13 protein-coding genes are annotated in these 14858 nt (G+C 70.5%); 4 read left to right on the forward strand and 9 right to left on the reverse strand.

Annotated features, from left to right (window positions below; genetic code table 11):
- Positions 1–85: 85 nt before the first annotated feature.
- A complete protein-coding gene (locus AC0680_RS05725; RefSeq protein ID WP_478625233.1) occupies positions 86–1201 on the forward strand; it encodes an alpha/beta hydrolase in 1116 nt (371 codons plus the stop codon).
- Between the two features lie 58 nt (positions 1202–1259).
- Here AC0680_RS05725 and folE read toward each other — a convergent pair whose 3' ends face one another.
- The 6 genes from folE to dacB form a co-directional block, all read right to left on the reverse strand.
- Positions 1260–1865, reverse strand: coding sequence for a GTP cyclohydrolase I FolE (gene folE, locus AC0680_RS05730; protein ID WP_384428055.1), 606 nt, complete (start codon positions 1863–1865; stop codon positions 1260–1262).
- 122 nt (positions 1866–1987) lie between these two features.
- Positions 1988–4000, reverse strand: a complete 2013-nt coding sequence (ftsH, locus tag AC0680_RS05735; protein WP_384428053.1) for an ATP-dependent zinc metalloprotease FtsH — start codon at positions 3998–4000, stop codon at positions 1988–1990.
- 235 nt (positions 4001–4235) lie between these two features.
- Positions 4236–4775 (reverse strand): hypoxanthine phosphoribosyltransferase, encoded by a 540-nt coding sequence (hpt, locus tag AC0680_RS05740; RefSeq protein WP_384428194.1) that lies wholly within the window; start codon positions 4773–4775, stop codon positions 4236–4238.
- Positions 4776–4878: 103 nt separating this feature from the next.
- Positions 4879–5886, reverse strand: a complete 1008-nt coding sequence (gene tilS, locus AC0680_RS05745; RefSeq protein ID WP_478625236.1) for a tRNA lysidine(34) synthetase TilS — start codon at positions 5884–5886, stop codon at positions 4879–4881.
- 191 nt (positions 5887–6077) lie between these two features.
- Positions 6078–7220 (reverse strand): zinc-dependent metalloprotease, encoded by a 1143-nt coding sequence (locus AC0680_RS05750; protein ID WP_478625238.1) that lies wholly within the window; start codon positions 7218–7220, stop codon positions 6078–6080.
- Between the two features lie 526 nt (positions 7221–7746).
- Positions 7747–9324: a D-alanyl-D-alanine carboxypeptidase/D-alanyl-D-alanine endopeptidase gene (gene dacB, locus AC0680_RS05755; RefSeq protein ID WP_478625240.1), complete on the reverse strand. Its 1578-nt coding sequence runs from the start codon at positions 9322–9324 to the stop codon at positions 7747–7749.
- An 86-nt stretch (positions 9325–9410) separates the two neighbouring features.
- Here dacB and AC0680_RS05760 point away from each other — a divergent pair, with 86 nt between their 5' ends.
- On the forward strand, positions 9411–9905 hold the full coding sequence (locus AC0680_RS05760) for an inorganic diphosphatase (RefSeq protein WP_017949744.1): 495 nt from the start codon (positions 9411–9413) through the stop codon (positions 9903–9905).
- A gap of 71 nt (positions 9906–9976) precedes the next feature.
- Here the strand turns inward: AC0680_RS05760 and AC0680_RS05765 are convergent, their stop codons facing one another.
- The gene (locus tag AC0680_RS05765) at positions 9977–11686 is read right to left on the reverse strand and encodes a threonine/serine exporter family protein (RefSeq protein WP_478625243.1); all 1710 of its coding nucleotides are present in this window, start codon (positions 11684–11686) and stop codon (positions 9977–9979) included.
- A 171-nt stretch (positions 11687–11857) separates the two neighbouring features.
- Entirely contained in the window at positions 11858–12565 is a 708-nt protein-coding gene (locus tag AC0680_RS05770) for a DedA family protein (RefSeq protein ID WP_478625245.1), read from the reverse strand.
- Between the two features lie 198 nt (positions 12566–12763).
- Between AC0680_RS05770 and AC0680_RS05775 the strand changes: the two genes are divergently transcribed.
- Positions 12764–13132 carry a YbjQ family protein gene (locus tag AC0680_RS05775; RefSeq protein ID WP_478625248.1) on the forward strand — a complete coding sequence of 123 codons (369 nt, stop codon included), beginning with the start codon at positions 12764–12766 and terminating at the stop codon, positions 13130–13132.
- A gap of 55 nt (positions 13133–13187) precedes the next feature.
- On the opposite strand, the gene AC0680_RS05780 is transcribed toward AC0680_RS05775, so the two are convergent.
- A complete protein-coding gene (locus AC0680_RS05780) occupies positions 13188–13946 on the reverse strand; it encodes a MerR family transcriptional regulator (RefSeq protein ID WP_478625251.1) in 759 nt (252 codons plus the stop codon).
- Between the two features lie 115 nt (positions 13947–14061).
- On the opposite strand from AC0680_RS05780, the gene leuE reads away from it, so the two are divergent.
- Positions 14062–14727 (forward strand): leucine efflux protein LeuE, encoded by a 666-nt coding sequence (gene leuE / locus AC0680_RS05785; protein ID WP_478625718.1) that lies wholly within the window; start codon positions 14062–14064, stop codon positions 14725–14727.
- Positions 14728–14858 lie beyond the last annotated feature (131 nt).

Here is a 14858-nt window from a genome sequence, read left to right on the forward strand (position 1 = left end):
TTTTGCGCCCTGTATGACGGCGTTTCAGGGCTCGGGGTTCCCATAGCGGCAGGGGATGGCCCGGCCGCCCGGAAGAAAGCACCTCATGGGTCTCACCAGCAAGAAAGTGCTGCTTCTTGCCGTCCTCGTCGCGGTGGCACTTTTCATCCTCACCATCTGGCTCTGGCCGCGCCTGTCCAAGGGGAACTGGCGCGCGGTCCTGGGACGCGTCGGACTCCTGCTGGCGACCCAGCTCTCCGTGTTCGCGGCGGTCGGCCTGTCCGCCAACAATTCCTTCGGTTTCTACGCGTCCTGGGCCGACCTCTTCGGCCAGGAGCAGGAGCCGGGTGTGGTGACGAACTACCAGACCGGGCCGAACGGCACCAAGCTGCGGATGCTGGGGACCGAGCGCATCAGCGTCCAGAACGGCTCCCGGCCCGCGGCCGCCGGCCGGATCGACAAGGTGCTGATCCAGGGCGAGCATTCCAAGATCGCCAGCCCCGCATTCGTGTATCTGCCGCCGCAGTACTTCCAGAAGAAATACGCGAAGAAGAAATTCCCGGCGGCGCTGGTGCTCACGGGCTACCCCGGCACGGCGGAGGCCCTGTACAAGAAGCTGCATTTCCCGCAGACCCAGCACGAGCTGCTCAAACAGCGCAAGATGCAGCCGACCGTGCTGGTGATGATGCGGCCGACCGTGGCGCCGCCCCGCGACACCGAGTGCGTCGACATACCGAACGGCCCGCAGACCGAGACGTTCTTCACCAAGGACCTGCGCACGGATATCGCCGGGCACTACCGAATAGGCCGCGAGGCCAAGAACTGGGGAGTCATGGGCGACTCCACCGGTGGCTACTGCGCACTGAAGATGACCATGCGCCACCCCGAGGCGTACTCCACCGCGGTCTCCCTCTCCGGCTCCTACAAGGCGCCGCTGGACGCCACCACCGGCCCCCTCTTCGGCGGCAGCAAGCGGCTGGAGCTGGAGAACAACCTGCTGTGGCGGCAGCGCAACATGCCCGCCCCGCCGGTGAACCTGCTGGTCACCAGCAGCAAGCAGGGCGAGAGCAACTACCGGCACACGCTGCGCTTCATCGAGGAGACGAAGTCGCCCACCCGCATCTCGTCGATCATCCTCGACAGCGGTGGCCACAACTTCAACACCTGGCGCCGCGAGATCCCGGCGGCCCTGGAGTGGATGGGCAGCCGTCTGAAGGCCTGACGGCAGCGGCCGTCGCGGCGGAACACGTCCCCGCCGCGACGGAATCGCCCCCGGGGCGTCAGCGCGCCAGTATCAGGCTCATGGCCTCGGCCCGCGTCGCCGCGTCCCGCAGCTGACCGCGGACGGCCGACGTCGTGGTCTTGGCACCCGGCTTCCGCACCCCGCGCATTGTCATGCACATGTGCTCGCACTCGATGACGACGATCACGCCGCGCGGCTCCAGGATCTCCATCAGGGAGTCCGCGATCTGCGTCGTCAGCCGCTCCTGGACCTGCGGACGGCGGGCGAAGACATCGACCAGCCGGGCCAGCTTGGACAGGCCGGTGATCTTGCCGTCGGTGGACGGGATGTAGCCGACGTGCGCCACACCGACGAACGGCACCAGGTGGTGCTCGCAGCTGGAGACCAGCTCGATGTCCTTGACCAGCACCATCTCGTCATGGCCCAGGTCGAAGGTGGTCGTCAGCACGTCCTCCGGCTTCTGCCACAGGCCGGCGAAGATCTCCTTGTACGCCCGTGCCACCCGCGCCGGCGTCTCCAGCAGCCCCTCGCGGTCCGGGTCCTCGCCCACCGCGATGAGCAGCTCGCGAACGGCGTTCTCCGCACGCTTCTCGTCGAACGTGCCGATCTTGCCGTCGACGTCCAGCGTCACAGGGTCGGTCATGTGGTGCCTCGTTCCTTCTGCGCCCGCTCAGCAGCGCGGGTGGAATCGCGAAATGCCGCGCCCCCCAGGCTAAACCTGAGGGGCGCGGCATTTATTCCGGGGGCCGGATGGCCCGGGGAAGATCAGCTCTCCGTGCGCGGCTCCTCGGGAGCCTCCGCCTTCTCCGTCGAGACGGTGGCCGTCGTCGTCACGGAGCCGTTGGCCGGGGCCAGCTCCTTGGGCGACAGCACCGGCGGGCGGCTGGAGGGCGTACGACGCGACGAGCCGGTCCACGCCGGGCGAGCCGGGCGCTTGACCACGTGCTTGAAGAGCTCGGCGATCTCCTCCTTGTTGAGCGTCTCCTTCTCCAGGAGCGTCAGCACGAGGTTGTCGAGGATGTCGCGGTTCTCGACCAGGATCTCCCACGCCTCGTTGTGCGCGGTCTCGATCAGCTTCTTGACTTCCTCGTCGACCAGCGCGGCGACCTCTTCGGAGTAGTCGCGCTGGTGACCCATCTCACGGCCCAGGAAGGGCTCGGAGTTGTCGGTGCCGAACTTGATCGCGCCGAGCCGCTCGGTCATGCCGTACTGCGTGACCATCGCGCGGGCCGTGGCCGTGGCCTTCTCGATGTCGTTCGCGGCACCGGTGGTCGGGTCGTGGAAGACCAGCTCCTCCGCCGCGCGGCCGCCCAGCATGTACGCCAGCTGGTCGAGCATCTCGTTGCGGGTGGTGGAGTACTTGTCCTCGTCGGGCAGGACCATGGTGTAGCCCAGGGCCCGGCCGCGGGACAGGATCGTGATCTTGTGGACCGGGTCGGAGTTCGGTGAGGCCGCCGCGACCAGGGCGTGTCCGCCCTCGTGGTACGCGGTGATCTTCTTCTCCTTCTCGGACATGATCCGGGTCCGCTTCTGCGGGCCGGCCACGACGCGGTCGATCGCCTCGTCCAGGAAGTGGTTGTTGATCAGCTTCTCGTCGCTCCGGGCCGTCAGCAGCGCGGCCTCGTTCAGGACGTTCGACAGATCGGCACCGGTGAAGCCGGGGGTGCGCTTGGCGACGGCCGAGAGGTCGACGTCCGGCGCGACCGGCTTGCCCTTCTGGTGGACCTTGAGGATCTCCAGACGGCCCTGCAGGTCCGGGCGGTCGACGGCGATCTGCCGGTCGAAGCGGCCGGGGCGCAGCAGCGCCGGGTCGAGGATGTCCGGACGGTTCGTGGCGGCGATCAGGATGACGCCGCCCTTGACGTCGAAGCCGTCCATCTCGACCAGGAGCTGGTTGAGGGTCTGCTCGCGCTCGTCGTGGCCACCGCCCAGGCCCGCACCGCGGTGCCGGCCGACGGCGTCGATCTCGTCGACGAAGACGATCGCCGGGGCGTTCGCCTTGGCCTGCTCGAAGAGGTCACGGACCCGGGAGGCACCGACACCGACGAACATCTCGACGAAGTCGGAGCCGGAGATCGAGTAGAACGGGACGCCCGCCTCGCCGGCGACGGCGCGCGCCAGCAGCGTCTTGCCCGTTCCGGGCGGGCCGTACAGCAGCACGCCCTTGGGGATCTTGGCGCCGACGGCCTGGAACTTGGCCGGTTCCTGCAGGAACTCCTTGATCTCGTGGAGCTCCTCGACGGCCTCGTCCGACCCGGCGACGTCGGCGAACGTCGTCTTGGGGGTGTCCTTGGTGATCAGCTTCGCCTTCGACTTCCCGAAGTTCATCACCCGGGAGCCGCCGCCCTGCATCTGGTTCATCAGGAACAGGAAGACGACCACGATGAGGACGAAGGGGAGCAGCGAGAGCAGCACACCGACGAACGGGTTCTGCTTCGACGGGGAGACGGTGTACCCGTCCTTGATTTCGCCGGTCTGGTACTTGGCCTGCAGGTTCTTCGCCAGATCGACGCCCTGGTCGCCGATGTAGCTTGCCTGGATCTTGTTGGAGCCGTCGACCTTGTTGGAGCCGGACAGCTCGACCTTGATCTTGTTCTCGTCACCGGTCGTCAGCTCGGCGGACTTCACCTTGTTGTCAGCGATCGCCTTGACGACCTGACCGGTGTCCACCGTTTTGTAGCCGCCGGACGAGCCGACGACCTGCATCAACACGACCACGGCGAGGACGGCCAGCACGATCCACATGACCGGCCCACGGAAGTATCGCTTCACGTCCATCCATACGGAGCCGTCAACGGCCCCGTCCCTCCTGCCACAGTGAGGCACAACGCCCTCTGAGGGCTGGTCGTGCGTACGGTGTATTACTGGCCCGAAAAAGAACTGCCTTCGGACGGTACCCCAGCATTGTCACCCGGCGCCTGCGCCGGGAGTGAACATGCAGCCGAGGATTCCGCTCACCCTGCTCCAACGGCGGGAGACCCGAAAGGGTTCCCGCCGGTCGGAAGTGACGGTCTCAGCCGCCGTAGACGTGCGGGGCGAGGGTGCCGACGAAGGGCAGATTGCGGTACTTCTCCGCGAAGTCCAGGCCGTAGCCGACGACGAACTCGTTGGGGATGTCGAAGCCGATCCACTTCACGTCGATGGCGACCTTGGCCGCGTCCGGCTTGCGCAGCAGCGTGCACACCTCCAGGGAGGCGGGCTCGCGCGAGCCGAGGTTGGACAGCAGCCACGACAGCGTCAGACCGGAGTCGATGATGTCCTCGACGATCAGGACGTGCTTGCCCTTGATGTCGGTGTCCAGGTCCTTGAGGATGCGGACCACACCGGAGGACTGGGTGCCCGCGCCGTAGGAGGACACGGCCATCCAGTCCATCGTGACGGGGGTGGACAGCGCACGCGCCAGATCCGCCATCACCATCACGGCGCCCTTGAGGACACCGACGATGAGCAGGTCCTTGCCCGCGTACTCCGCGTCGATCTTCGCAGCCAGCTCCGCCAGCTTCGCGTCGATCTCTTCCTTGGTGATGAGTACCGACTGAAGGTCGGCGCCCATGTCCTTGTCGTCCACCCGTGCCACTCTCGCTCGGTTCGGTGTTCACGCCAGTCGTGAGACTGCAGAAGTCGTGGGACTTCACAGGCCGGGGAGCTTCTGCGGCTCAGCCCTGCCGAATGACCAGTCTGCCACCCTGCCGGCGGACACCCACGCGCCCGGGGAGGTTGATGGCCCCCTGCCCCCGCCAGGCGGTGATCAGCCGGTCCACTTCCTCGATGTGGCGGGCGAAGAGCGAACCGGCCGGGGAGCCGGCGGCGATGACCGCCCGGCGCAGCACCCGGCGGCGGACCGCGGGCGGCAGGGCGAACAGGGCGGCGACGTCGAGGGTGCCGGAGTCGTCGAGGACCGTGCCCTCGGCCGCGGCGGCCCAGGCGTCCAGCGCGTCGGCGTCGTCGCGGGAGAGCTGGGCGGTACGGGCCAGCGCCTCGACGACGCCCTTGCCCAGCGCCTTCTCCAGGGCGGGCAGCCCTTCGTGGCGCAGCCGTGAGCGGGTGTAGGCGGGATCGGCGTTGTGCGGGTCGTCCCAGACGGGCAGCGACTGGATCAGGCAGGCCTTGCGGGCGGTCTGGCGGTCCACGTCCAGGAAGGGGCGACGGTAGCGGCCGCCCGTCCCGGAGCTCGCGGCCATCCCGGAGAGCGAGCGGGTGCCGGAGCCGCGGGCGAGACCGAGGAGCACCGTCTCGGCCTGGTCGTCGCGGGTGTGGCCGAGGAGGATCGCGGCGGCGCCGTGGCGCTCGGCGGTGGCGTCGAGGGCGGCGTAGCGGGCGTCCCGGGCGGCGGCCTCGGGGCCTCCCTCGCGGCCCACGGTGACGGCGACGACCTCTACGGGGTCGAGCCGCAGGGCCCGCAGCCGCAGGGCGACCTCGGCGGCGCGGAGGTCGGAGCCCTCCTGAAGGCCGTGGTCGACGGTGACGCCCCCGGCGCGGACGCCCAGCTTGGGGGCCTCGAAAGCGAGAGCGGAGGCGAGCGCCATCGAATCGGCGCCGCCGGAGCACGCGGCGAGCACGAGCGGGGGCTCGTGCCGGTCCTGTGCGCAGTGGTGGGTGAGCACGTCGTGGAGTACGCGGCGGACCGCCAGGCGTATCGCGGCGACCGCTGGATGGGGACCCATGTCCGTTTCCAATCGTTCAGCTGGGGAGCCTCAGCCGGTGAGGGCGTTTTCGTCACACAGAGTGCCTAGATGGTGACAGAGGCGAGCGGTTCCCCGAGCATTGCACGCCTATCCATCGCCAACGGTCCCTCAGACGGGTGATTGAAGGGGCGCTCTTCTGCCACGCGGCGTGCCCAGCTCACAACGTTCCTCTACGGTGCCCCGTCCGCCTTGCGGTGCACCCGCGCGATCCAGTCCGCCGGTTTGGCGATCTCTTGTTTGGTGGGGAGCGTGTTCGGCGATGTCCAGATCCGGTTGAAGCCGTCCATGCCGACCTCCTCCGCGACCGCACGCACAAAGCGCTCGCCGTCGCGGTATTGCCGCAGCTTGGCGTCCAGACCGAGCAGTTTACGCAGCGCCAGGTCGAGCCGGCCGGCACCGCTGGCCCGCCGCTTTTGGAACTTCTCCCGGATCTCGGCGACCGAGGGCACGACATCGGGCCCCACGCCATCCATCACATAATCCGCGTGCCCCTCCAGAAGGGACATCACGGCCGTCAACCGCCCGAGGATCTCGCGCTGCGCGGGTGTCTGTACGAGATCCACGAGCGAGCGGCCCTCCTCGCCCTCCTCGCCCTCGGGCTTGGCGCCGGCCAGCGACTGGGCGGCCTCGCGCAGCCGCTCCAGGAGGGTGCCCGGATCGATGTCGGTCTCACCGAGGAACGACTGGATCTCGCCCTCGATGTGGTCGCGCAACCACGGGACGGCGGTGAACTGGGTGCGGTGGGTCTCCTCGTGGAGGCACACCCACAGCCGGAAGTCGTGCGGTTCGACCTCCAGCTCGCGCTCCACATGGACGATGTTCGGCGCCACGAGCAGCAGCCTGCCGCCCTGGGCCGCGGCCGGCAGGCTCCGGGAGGCCGGCGCGAACGTCTCGTACTGGCCGAGGACCCGCGACGCCAGGAACGACAGCAGCATGCCCAGCTCCACGCCGGTCACCTTGCCGCCGACCGCACCGAGCACCGCGCCCCCGGGGACCGTCGAGCGACGGTCCTCCATCTTGGCCAGCAGCGGCTTGAGTACGGCCCGGAACCCCGCCACGTTGGCCCTGATCCAGCCGGGCCGGTCCACGACCAGCACCGGTGTGTCATGGGGCGTCTCGCCCGTCGCGTCGGGCTGCGCCATCCGGGTGAAGGCGCGCACATGCGCCTCGGAGGCCTTGGCGTGCTTGCGCAGCTCGGCGACGATCGCCCGCGCCTCGTCCCGGCTCACCTCCGGGCCCGGCCGCACGAAACGGGTCGCGGTCGCCACCGCGAGATTCCAGTCGACCATCTCGGCTCCACCGATGCTCGTCATGAGTTCACCGTACGGGGCTGCGGGGATGGCTGGTAAGCCGATCCGCGTTTCGCTGCGCTTTGCCCGCCTCCCACGTTTTTGGCTGCGGCGCCGTGCGCCGTCCCGCCGCTGCGCCTGCGGCGGGCGGGGTCCGCTGCGCGGGGCTTTCGGGGTGCGGTGACGGCCCTGCGGGGCAGGGGTGCGGGACTGCTGCGCTTTACGTCCCACACCCCTGCCCCGCAGGGCCGTCACCTCCCGTGGGTGGGTGGGAAGACAGGCCGGTGGGGGCGTATCGGATCCGTCGGCTACCGGCACACGAAGACCTACGGGCACCCCCACCGGTTCCTCCCACCCACTACGGGAGGGGGCGGGTCTGCGGGGTGGGGTGTCCGGACGTAAAGCGCAGCAGTCCGGACACCCCACCCCGCAGACCCGTCACCGGCAGCCGAAAAGCCCCGCGCAGCGGCAACAGCCCGCCGCAGGCGCAACGGCGACAAACCACCGCGGCGGGACAGCCGACAACGTGGGAAGCAGTCAAGCGCAGCGCCTAGCGGCATCCGCAATTGGCCACCGCCGACGCCAAGTTGTCCAGGGCCCGCTGGGCGCCCTGCGCGTCCGTCGTGCCGGATGTCATGAAGGCGAAGACCAGGAGGCGGCCGTCGGCGTCGACGACGGTTCCGGCGAGGGTGTTCACGCCGGTGAGGGTGCCGGTCTTGGCGCGTACGGCGCCGGCGCCGGCGCTCTGGCCCGCGTAGCGGTTGCTGAGGGTGCCGGTGAACGCGGCCACCGGCAGGCCGGTGACCACCGTGCGCAGGGCGGAGTGGTCGGGGGCGGAGGCCGTCAGCAGGAGGCGGGAGAGCAGGGCGGCGCTGACCCTGTCGGCGCGGTCCAGGCCGCTGCCGTCGGCGAAGACGGCGCCGGAGAGGGGGAGGCGGAGGCGGGCCAGTGCGGTGCGTACGGCCTTGCCCGCGCCGGCGAAGCTGGCCGGCTGGCGGGAGCCGATGGCGGCCTGGCGGGCCAGCGCCTCGGCGATGTCGTTGTCGGAGTAGGTGAGCATCCGCTCCACGAGGGCGGAGAGCGGCAGGGAGTGGACGGTGGCGAGGCGGTCGGGCCGCGCGGGGGCCTTGGCGGCCGAGGGCTCGCCGTCGACGGAGATGCCGCGCCGGCGCAGGAGGTCGGCGAAGGTGCGGGCGGTGGCGTCGGCCGGGTCCGCCTCACGCGGTGCGGGGCCGTGCTCGCTGTCGTCCAGGCGCGCCTCGTCGGCCATCAGCGCGGTGACCGGGGCGAGGTTCTCGTTGGGGCCGATGGGGTGCTCGACGGGGCCCGAGTAGGCGGAGGCGTCGTAGCCGAGACTGATCTTGGTCAGGTGGCGGTGCCGGAGGGCGCGGGCGGTGGCGTCGGCGAGGGTCCGCAGGTTCGCGGGCTGGTCGGCGGTGCTCTGCCGGGGGGCGCGGGCGGTGAGGGTGGGGTCGCCGCCGCCCACGAGCACGATGCGGTTCCTGCCGCCCATGACGACGGTGGTGTCGATGCGGTGATCGGGGCCGCGGGTGGCGAGGGCCGCGACCGCGGTGGCGATCTTGACGGTGGACGCCGGGGTGGCGGCCTTGGTCTGGCCGGCGCCGAAGACCTCGCGGCCCGCGGCCACGTCGAGGACGGAGGCGGTGCGCAGCGGGCCCAGCGCAGGGTCCTCCAGCAGCGGGTCGAGGGCGTCGCCCAACCCTTCGCTCGTGGGAACGGGGGCGGCGCCGCGGCCGCCCGCGGCACCGGTCGTGGGGCCGCCGAGCGCGGGCAGCACCGGCGGTGCGCTGGGCCGGGAACCGGGGTCCGCGGCGTGATGCTCGCCACTGGCGCCGTCCATCACGGCCGCCTCCGCGCGCTCGGCCGTACGCTGACCGGAGTCCCACGGGCCGGCCGCCGCCACCGCGGCGATCGCGACCGCCAGCCCGGTGGCTGCGGAGACCGCCGTCAGCTGCCAGGTTTGCTGGGTGTGGCGCGGTATGGCCTGCCAGGCCTGCCGCGCGGCGTCGGCCGCCGCCTGGGCGCGCTGCCCCGCCGCGCGGGTCGCCGCCCGCGCGGAGCGCTGCACCGACTGCCATCTGACCTGCCATGTCCTGGTCTCCGGCACCTCGGACCAGCCCCTTTCGCCACCACACACCTGCGTGGGGGACACTTAATCACCAGACGTATGTGTTGATCATGGAGGAGCCACCCGTGGAGTTCGACGTCACCATCGAGATCCCGAAGGGTTCGCGGAACAAGTACGAGGTGGACCACGAGACCGGTCGGATCCGCCTGGACCGTCGACTCTTCACCTCGACCAGCTACCCGGCCGACTACGGCTTTGTCGAGAACACCCTGGGCGAGGACGGCGACCCGCTGGACGCCCTCGTCATCCTGGACGAGCCGACCTTCCCCGGCTGCCTCATCAAGTGCCGCGCCATCGGCATGTTCCGTATGACGGACGAGGCCGGCGGCGACGACAAGCTGCTGTGCGTCCCGGCGTCCGACCCGCGGGTGGAGCACCTGCGCGACATCCACCACGTGTCGGAGTTCGACCGCCTGGAGATCCAGCACTTCTTCGAGGTCTACAAGGACCTGGAGCCCGGCAAGTCCGTCGAGGGCGCCAACTGGGTCGGCCGCGCCGAGGCCGAGGCCGAGATCGAGGCCTCCTTCAAGCGCCTCGAGGCGCAGGGCGGCGCGCACTGACGCGCTGATTTTCCTACGCGAACGGGCGGCACCCAGTCGGGTTGCCGCCCGTCGTGCGTGAGGGGTGCGTGCTAGAAGCCGCGGGTGCGCTTGGCCGCGCGGCGGCCGCCGGCCTCCTCCTGGATGGTGGGTGCGCGCAGGAACAGCCGGGCGACCTCGGCGCCGAGGTTGACCCCCACGGCGATGGCCAGCGCCAGCGAAGCGGCCTGGACCAGGGACGTCAGGCCCTGCGGCAGGTGGCCCTGGGCGAAGTTGAGCAGGCCGAAGTACGTGGCGCTACCGGGCAGCAGCGGGCCGATGGCGGCGGTGACGTACGGCAGCGCGGACGCATAGCGGTAGCGGGAGAGCAACTGGCCGAAGAGGCCGACCAGTCCGGCCGCGATGGCGGTGGCGGGCACCGGATTGATGCCCGCGACGTAGACCAGCGCGCCGTAGACCACCCAGGCGACGCCTCCGTTCAGGGTCGCGAAGGCGACGGTGGAACGTTCCTGCTGAAGCAGCACGCAGAACGCCAGCGCCAGCAGCATCGACGCGATGATCTGCACCAGCGGCTCGTTGTAGATGCCCAGTGCCTGCTCGGGGTCGATCCGCTTGAGTCCCGGGTTCAGCTGCAGGCCGATGTAGAGCACGCTGAGCACGCCGACGACGATGCCGACGATGAGGTAGCCGACCTCCAGCAGGCGGGCGGCGGCGGTGATGTAATAGCCGGTCAGCCCGTCGTGGACGCCGGCGACCAGCGCCCGCCCCGGGATCAGGGCGAACAGCCCACCGGTGATGACCGCGGACGCCTGCACATTGGCGTGGGCCAGGCCGAAGGCGACGCCCACGGCGGCCGGCGGCATCGCCGCGACCACGAACTGGTAGAACTCCGGCAGGCCGCGCCCGGACGCGAGCCAGGCCAGCCGGTCGCCGAGCATCGAGCCCACCGCGGCCGCGAGGAACACCAGCGCCGTACCGCCGACCAGCATGGACGCGGCACCGGACAGCAGGCCGGAGGCCACCGTCAGTGCCCAGCTCGGGTAGGGGTGGCGGTTACGGCGGATCTCGGCGAGACCGCGGTAGGCCTCTTCGAGGGTGATGCCCTCGGAGGTGATGTCGTCGACGAGCCGGAAGACCGCGGACAGCCGGGTGTAGTCGACGCCGCGGCGGCGCACCGTCCGGCTGGCCGTGACCGGGTCGTCGACCAGTGAGGGCTGGTACGAGATCGACAGCAGGGTGAAGGTGACGGTCGGCTCGACCCGCTCCAGCCCGTAGGCGTGCGCGACACCGAACATGGCGGCCTCGACGTCCTCCGCGCCCTCGCCGCCGGCCAGCAGGATCTCGCCGATACGCAGCGTCAGGTCGAGCACGCGGGGCACGGCCGGGCCGGTCTCCTCGTCGCCGCGCTCCACGCGTTCGGGGACCGGGCGCTCGTGGATCGGCATGCGCAGCATGGTCCGCATGCGGTCCTGCCAAGGGGCTTCCTTGGTGAGGCTGACGGCGGGGATGCCGTGCGGCGGGGTGAACGCCAGACTGAGGGCGGTGGCGCCGACGGGGGCGGGCAGCGGGGTCTGCCCGGTGGTGCTGCCGGGTGGTGCGAAAGCGGAGCCCTCCGGCTCAGTGGGCGCCTCCGGGCGCAGGCCGGTGGGGAGGGCGAACTCGGAGGTGGGGTGCTCCTCCTCGGGTGGCGGGGGCAAGGGGACGCCGAGCGGCGGGGTGAAGGCGGAGTGCGCCTCGTCCGACAGGGGCTTGCGGTCCTCGGGTCCGCCTGTCTGCTCCGATACGTGTGGGTCCGACGCCACAGGTCTTCGCTCCTTGTTGGCCTCCTGGGGGGTGGTCAAGGACACGATGCCTGATGCCGCGTCGGCGCGCTTGCCCGGGGCGTGCATAGCCGGTCACCGCGCGGTGCCGGGCTGCCCGTGCCCTTGCCGGAGGCGGGTGCGGACGGGCGGGACGGGCCCGCCCGTGGCGGGTCAGCGCTTGGCGTGCCGGCCGCGGCGGGGCTCCGCCGGGGCGCCGTGCGCCCGCGCGGGGCCGGACTCCGCAGCCGGCTGCTCCGTCTTCGCCTTGCCGCGGGCGCGCAGGAACTCGATGGCGATCGGGATCACGGAGATCAGCACGATCGCGACCAGCATCATCTCGATGTTCTTGTGGACGAACTCGATGTTCCCGAGCAGCGCGCCGAGCAGGGTGACGCCGGCGCCCCACAGCGTGCCGCCGATGATGTTGAAGGTGATGAAGGAGCGGTAGTTCATCCGGCTCACACCGGCGACGATCGGCGTGAAGGTCCGCACGATCGGCACGAAGCGGGCCAGGATCAGCGACTTGGGGCCGTACTTCTCGAAGAAGTCGTGCGCCTTCTCGACGTTCTCCTGCTTGAACAGGCGGGAGTCGGGGCGCTTGAAGAGCGCGGGCCCGACCTTCCGGCCGAAGAGATAGCCGGCCTGGTCGCCCAGGACGGCGGCCAGCACGACCAGCGAGCACACCAGCCACAGCGGCTTGTCCAGCTTGTTCGTGGTCACCAGCAGACCGGTGGTGAACAGCAGCGAGTCGCCCGGCAGGAAGAAGCCGATCAGCAGGCCGGACTCCGCGAAGACGATGACCAGGACGCCGATCAGGCCGAATGTCGCGATCAGATAGTCCGGGTCCAGCCACTGGGGGCCGAGCGCGAGAGTATTCACGGGGTGAAGGCTCCTGGGTCGAGGGCGCCGGATCGTGCGAGCGACGGGGTTGCAGGCGCGTGTGCGGCCCAAAACTATCAACGCCGCGCGGCCCCCCGTGGTTCCAGGCGTGCCTCGCCGGCCTCCACCCGACCGCTCCCCGACCGCTGGCCGAGCCCCCGGGGCCGGGTGATGCTGGCCACAAGGAGGTGCGCACCCATGGGTATCGACGACTACGGCGGTGGGCAGCACGAGCAGTCGGACGTCCTGGTCGTGACGACCAACGACGTGCCGGGGTTTCACGTGGATCGGGTGATCGGCGAGGTCTTCGGGCTGACCGTGCGCTCCCGCCACCTCGGCAGCCAGATCGGCGCGGGCCTTAAGTCGCTGGTCGGCGGCGAGCTGCGGGGGCTGACCAAGACCCTCGTCGAGACCCGCAACCAGGCGATGCAGCGGCTGGTGGAGCAGGCCCGCTCGCGCGGCGCGAACGCGGTGCTGATGTTCCGCTTCGATGTCACGGAGGCCGCCGACGTGGGCACCGAGGTGTGCGCCTACGGGACGGCCGTGGTGATCGCGCCGAAGAGCTGAGCCCGGTCGGCGGCCCGCCCGTACGGGCCGGAGGCGGTCCCCCGGCCCGTACGGATCACCGGTGGCGGGCGGCGTTGGCGACGATCGCGTCGCGCAGGTAGACCGCGAGACCGGGCCTGATCGCCTCGTAGGTCGCCGTGAAGCGCTCGTCGGCGACGTACATCTCGCCGAGGCAGGTGTGGAACTCGTGGCTGCACGTGTAGTACGCGCCGTCCATGAACCGGCGGTGCTCCTCCGCCACGTCCATCGCCGCCTCGGAGCCGGCCGGCACCCCCTGTGCGAGCAGGTCGGCCATCTTGCGGTGGATGGCGTCGAACTCCGCCGCCAGCCGCTTCCAGTCGTCCTTGGTGTACGTGGCCGCCCGGCGCTGCGACTCCTTGTAGGCGTCGGTGTGCCCCCAGCGCTCCTCGACCTCCTCCGCGTACTGGTCGGGGTCGAAGTCCCCGAAGGCCTCGAACTTCTCCTCCGGGGTGAGGTTGATGCCCATCCTGCGTGCCTCCATCGCGTGTTCGACGGCCGCGGCCATCTCCTGGAGTCTGCCGATCCGCGCGGTCAGCAGCTCGTGCTGGCGCCGCAGGTGCTCCTGCGGGTCGGTGTCCGGGTCGTCCAGGAGGGACGCGACCTCTTCGAGCGGAAAGCCGAGCTCCCGGTAGAACAGGATCTGCTGCAGCCGGTCCAGGTCTGCGTCGCCGTAACGGCGGTGACCTGCGTGGTTGCGTTCGCCGGGCAGCAGCAGTCCGATCTCGTCGTAGTGGTGCAAGGTGCGCACCGTCACGCCGGCGAAGGCCGCGACCTGCCCTACCGAATAGCTCACATCCGCTCCCTTCTCGGTACGCCCTCCACGATGTGTCCTCACGCCGCGTGAGGTGCAAGTCCGCATGCTGAAAAATCCGGTGGCGGAGGTATCCGGGGGTGAGATCCTGCCGCCCATGCTGGGGATAACGGATCTGTCCACCTATTTGGTGGGGCTGGCGCTGATCATTCTGCTGCCGGGCCCCAATTCGCTGTACGTGGTGTCGGTGGCGGCCCGGCGCGGGCCCCGGGTGGCGTACCGGGCGGCGGCCGGTGTGCTGTGCGGCGACACGGTGCTGATGACGCTGTCGGCGGGCGGGGTGGCCTCGCTGCTGCAGACCAGTCCGGTGCTGTTCGCCGTCGTCAAGTTCGCCGGCGCGGGCTATCTGACCTGGCTCGCGGTCGGGATGCTGCGCGGCGCCTGGGCGCTGTGGCGCGGCCGGGAGGCGCGCCGGGCCGAGCGGAAGGAGGGGGCGCCCAAGGCGGCGAAGGAGGCCGTCGAGCGGCCGTTCCGCCGGGCGCTCGTGGTCAGCCTGCTCAACCCGAAGGCGATTCTGTTCTTCATCTCCTTCTTCGTGCAGTTCGTGGACCCCTCCTACGCGCACCCGGTGCTGTCGTTCCTGACGCTGGGCGCCTGGGCGCAGCTGTTCAGCTTCACCTACCTGTCGATCCTGATCTTCAGCGGGACGTTCCTGGCGGCGACCTTCCGGCGACGCAGGCGGCTGACGGCCGGACTGTCCGCGGGCGCCGGCGCGGCGTTCCTCGGCTTCGCGGCGAAGCTGTCGCTGGCGAGCGCGGGCTGAGCGGAGCTCTTCGGAGCGGATCGATCCGGGTGCGGGGGGGGGGGGGGGGGGGGGGGGGGGGGGGGGGGGGGGGGGGGGGGGGGGGGGGGGGTGGTTCCGGGTTGGGGAACCGGGGATAGCAAACCCCCCAA

Source organism: Streptomyces sp. NPDC043738, from assembly GCF_056436545.1.

Bases quoted from the DNA above. Each gene is read 5' to 3' on its own strand.
- AC0680_RS05725 (WP_478625233.1), top strand. From the start codon at position 86: ATGGGTCTCACCAGCAAGAAAGTGCTGCTTCTTGCCGTCCTCGTCGCG.
- leuE (WP_478625718.1), top strand. From the start codon at position 14,062: ATGCTGGGGATAACGGATCTGTCCACCTATTTGGTGGGGCTGGCGCTG.
- tilS (WP_478625236.1), bottom strand. From the start codon at position 5,886: ATGGGTCCCCATCCAGCGGTCGCCGCGATACGCCTGGCGGTCCGCCGC.
- ftsH (WP_384428053.1), bottom strand. From the start codon at position 4,000: ATGGACGTGAAGCGATACTTCCGTGGGCCGGTCATGTGGATCGTGCTG.
- folE (WP_384428055.1), bottom strand. From the start codon at position 1,865: ATGACCGACCCTGTGACGCTGGACGTCGACGGCAAGATCGGCACGTTC.
- AC0680_RS05750 (WP_478625238.1), bottom strand. From the start codon at position 7,220: ATGACGAGCATCGGTGGAGCCGAGATGGTCGACTGGAATCTCGCGGTG.
- AC0680_RS05775 (WP_478625248.1), top strand. From the start codon at position 12,764: ATGGGTATCGACGACTACGGCGGTGGGCAGCACGAGCAGTCGGACGTC.
- hpt (WP_384428194.1), bottom strand. From the start codon at position 4,775: ATGGGCGCCGACCTTCAGTCGGTACTCATCACCAAGGAAGAGATCGAC.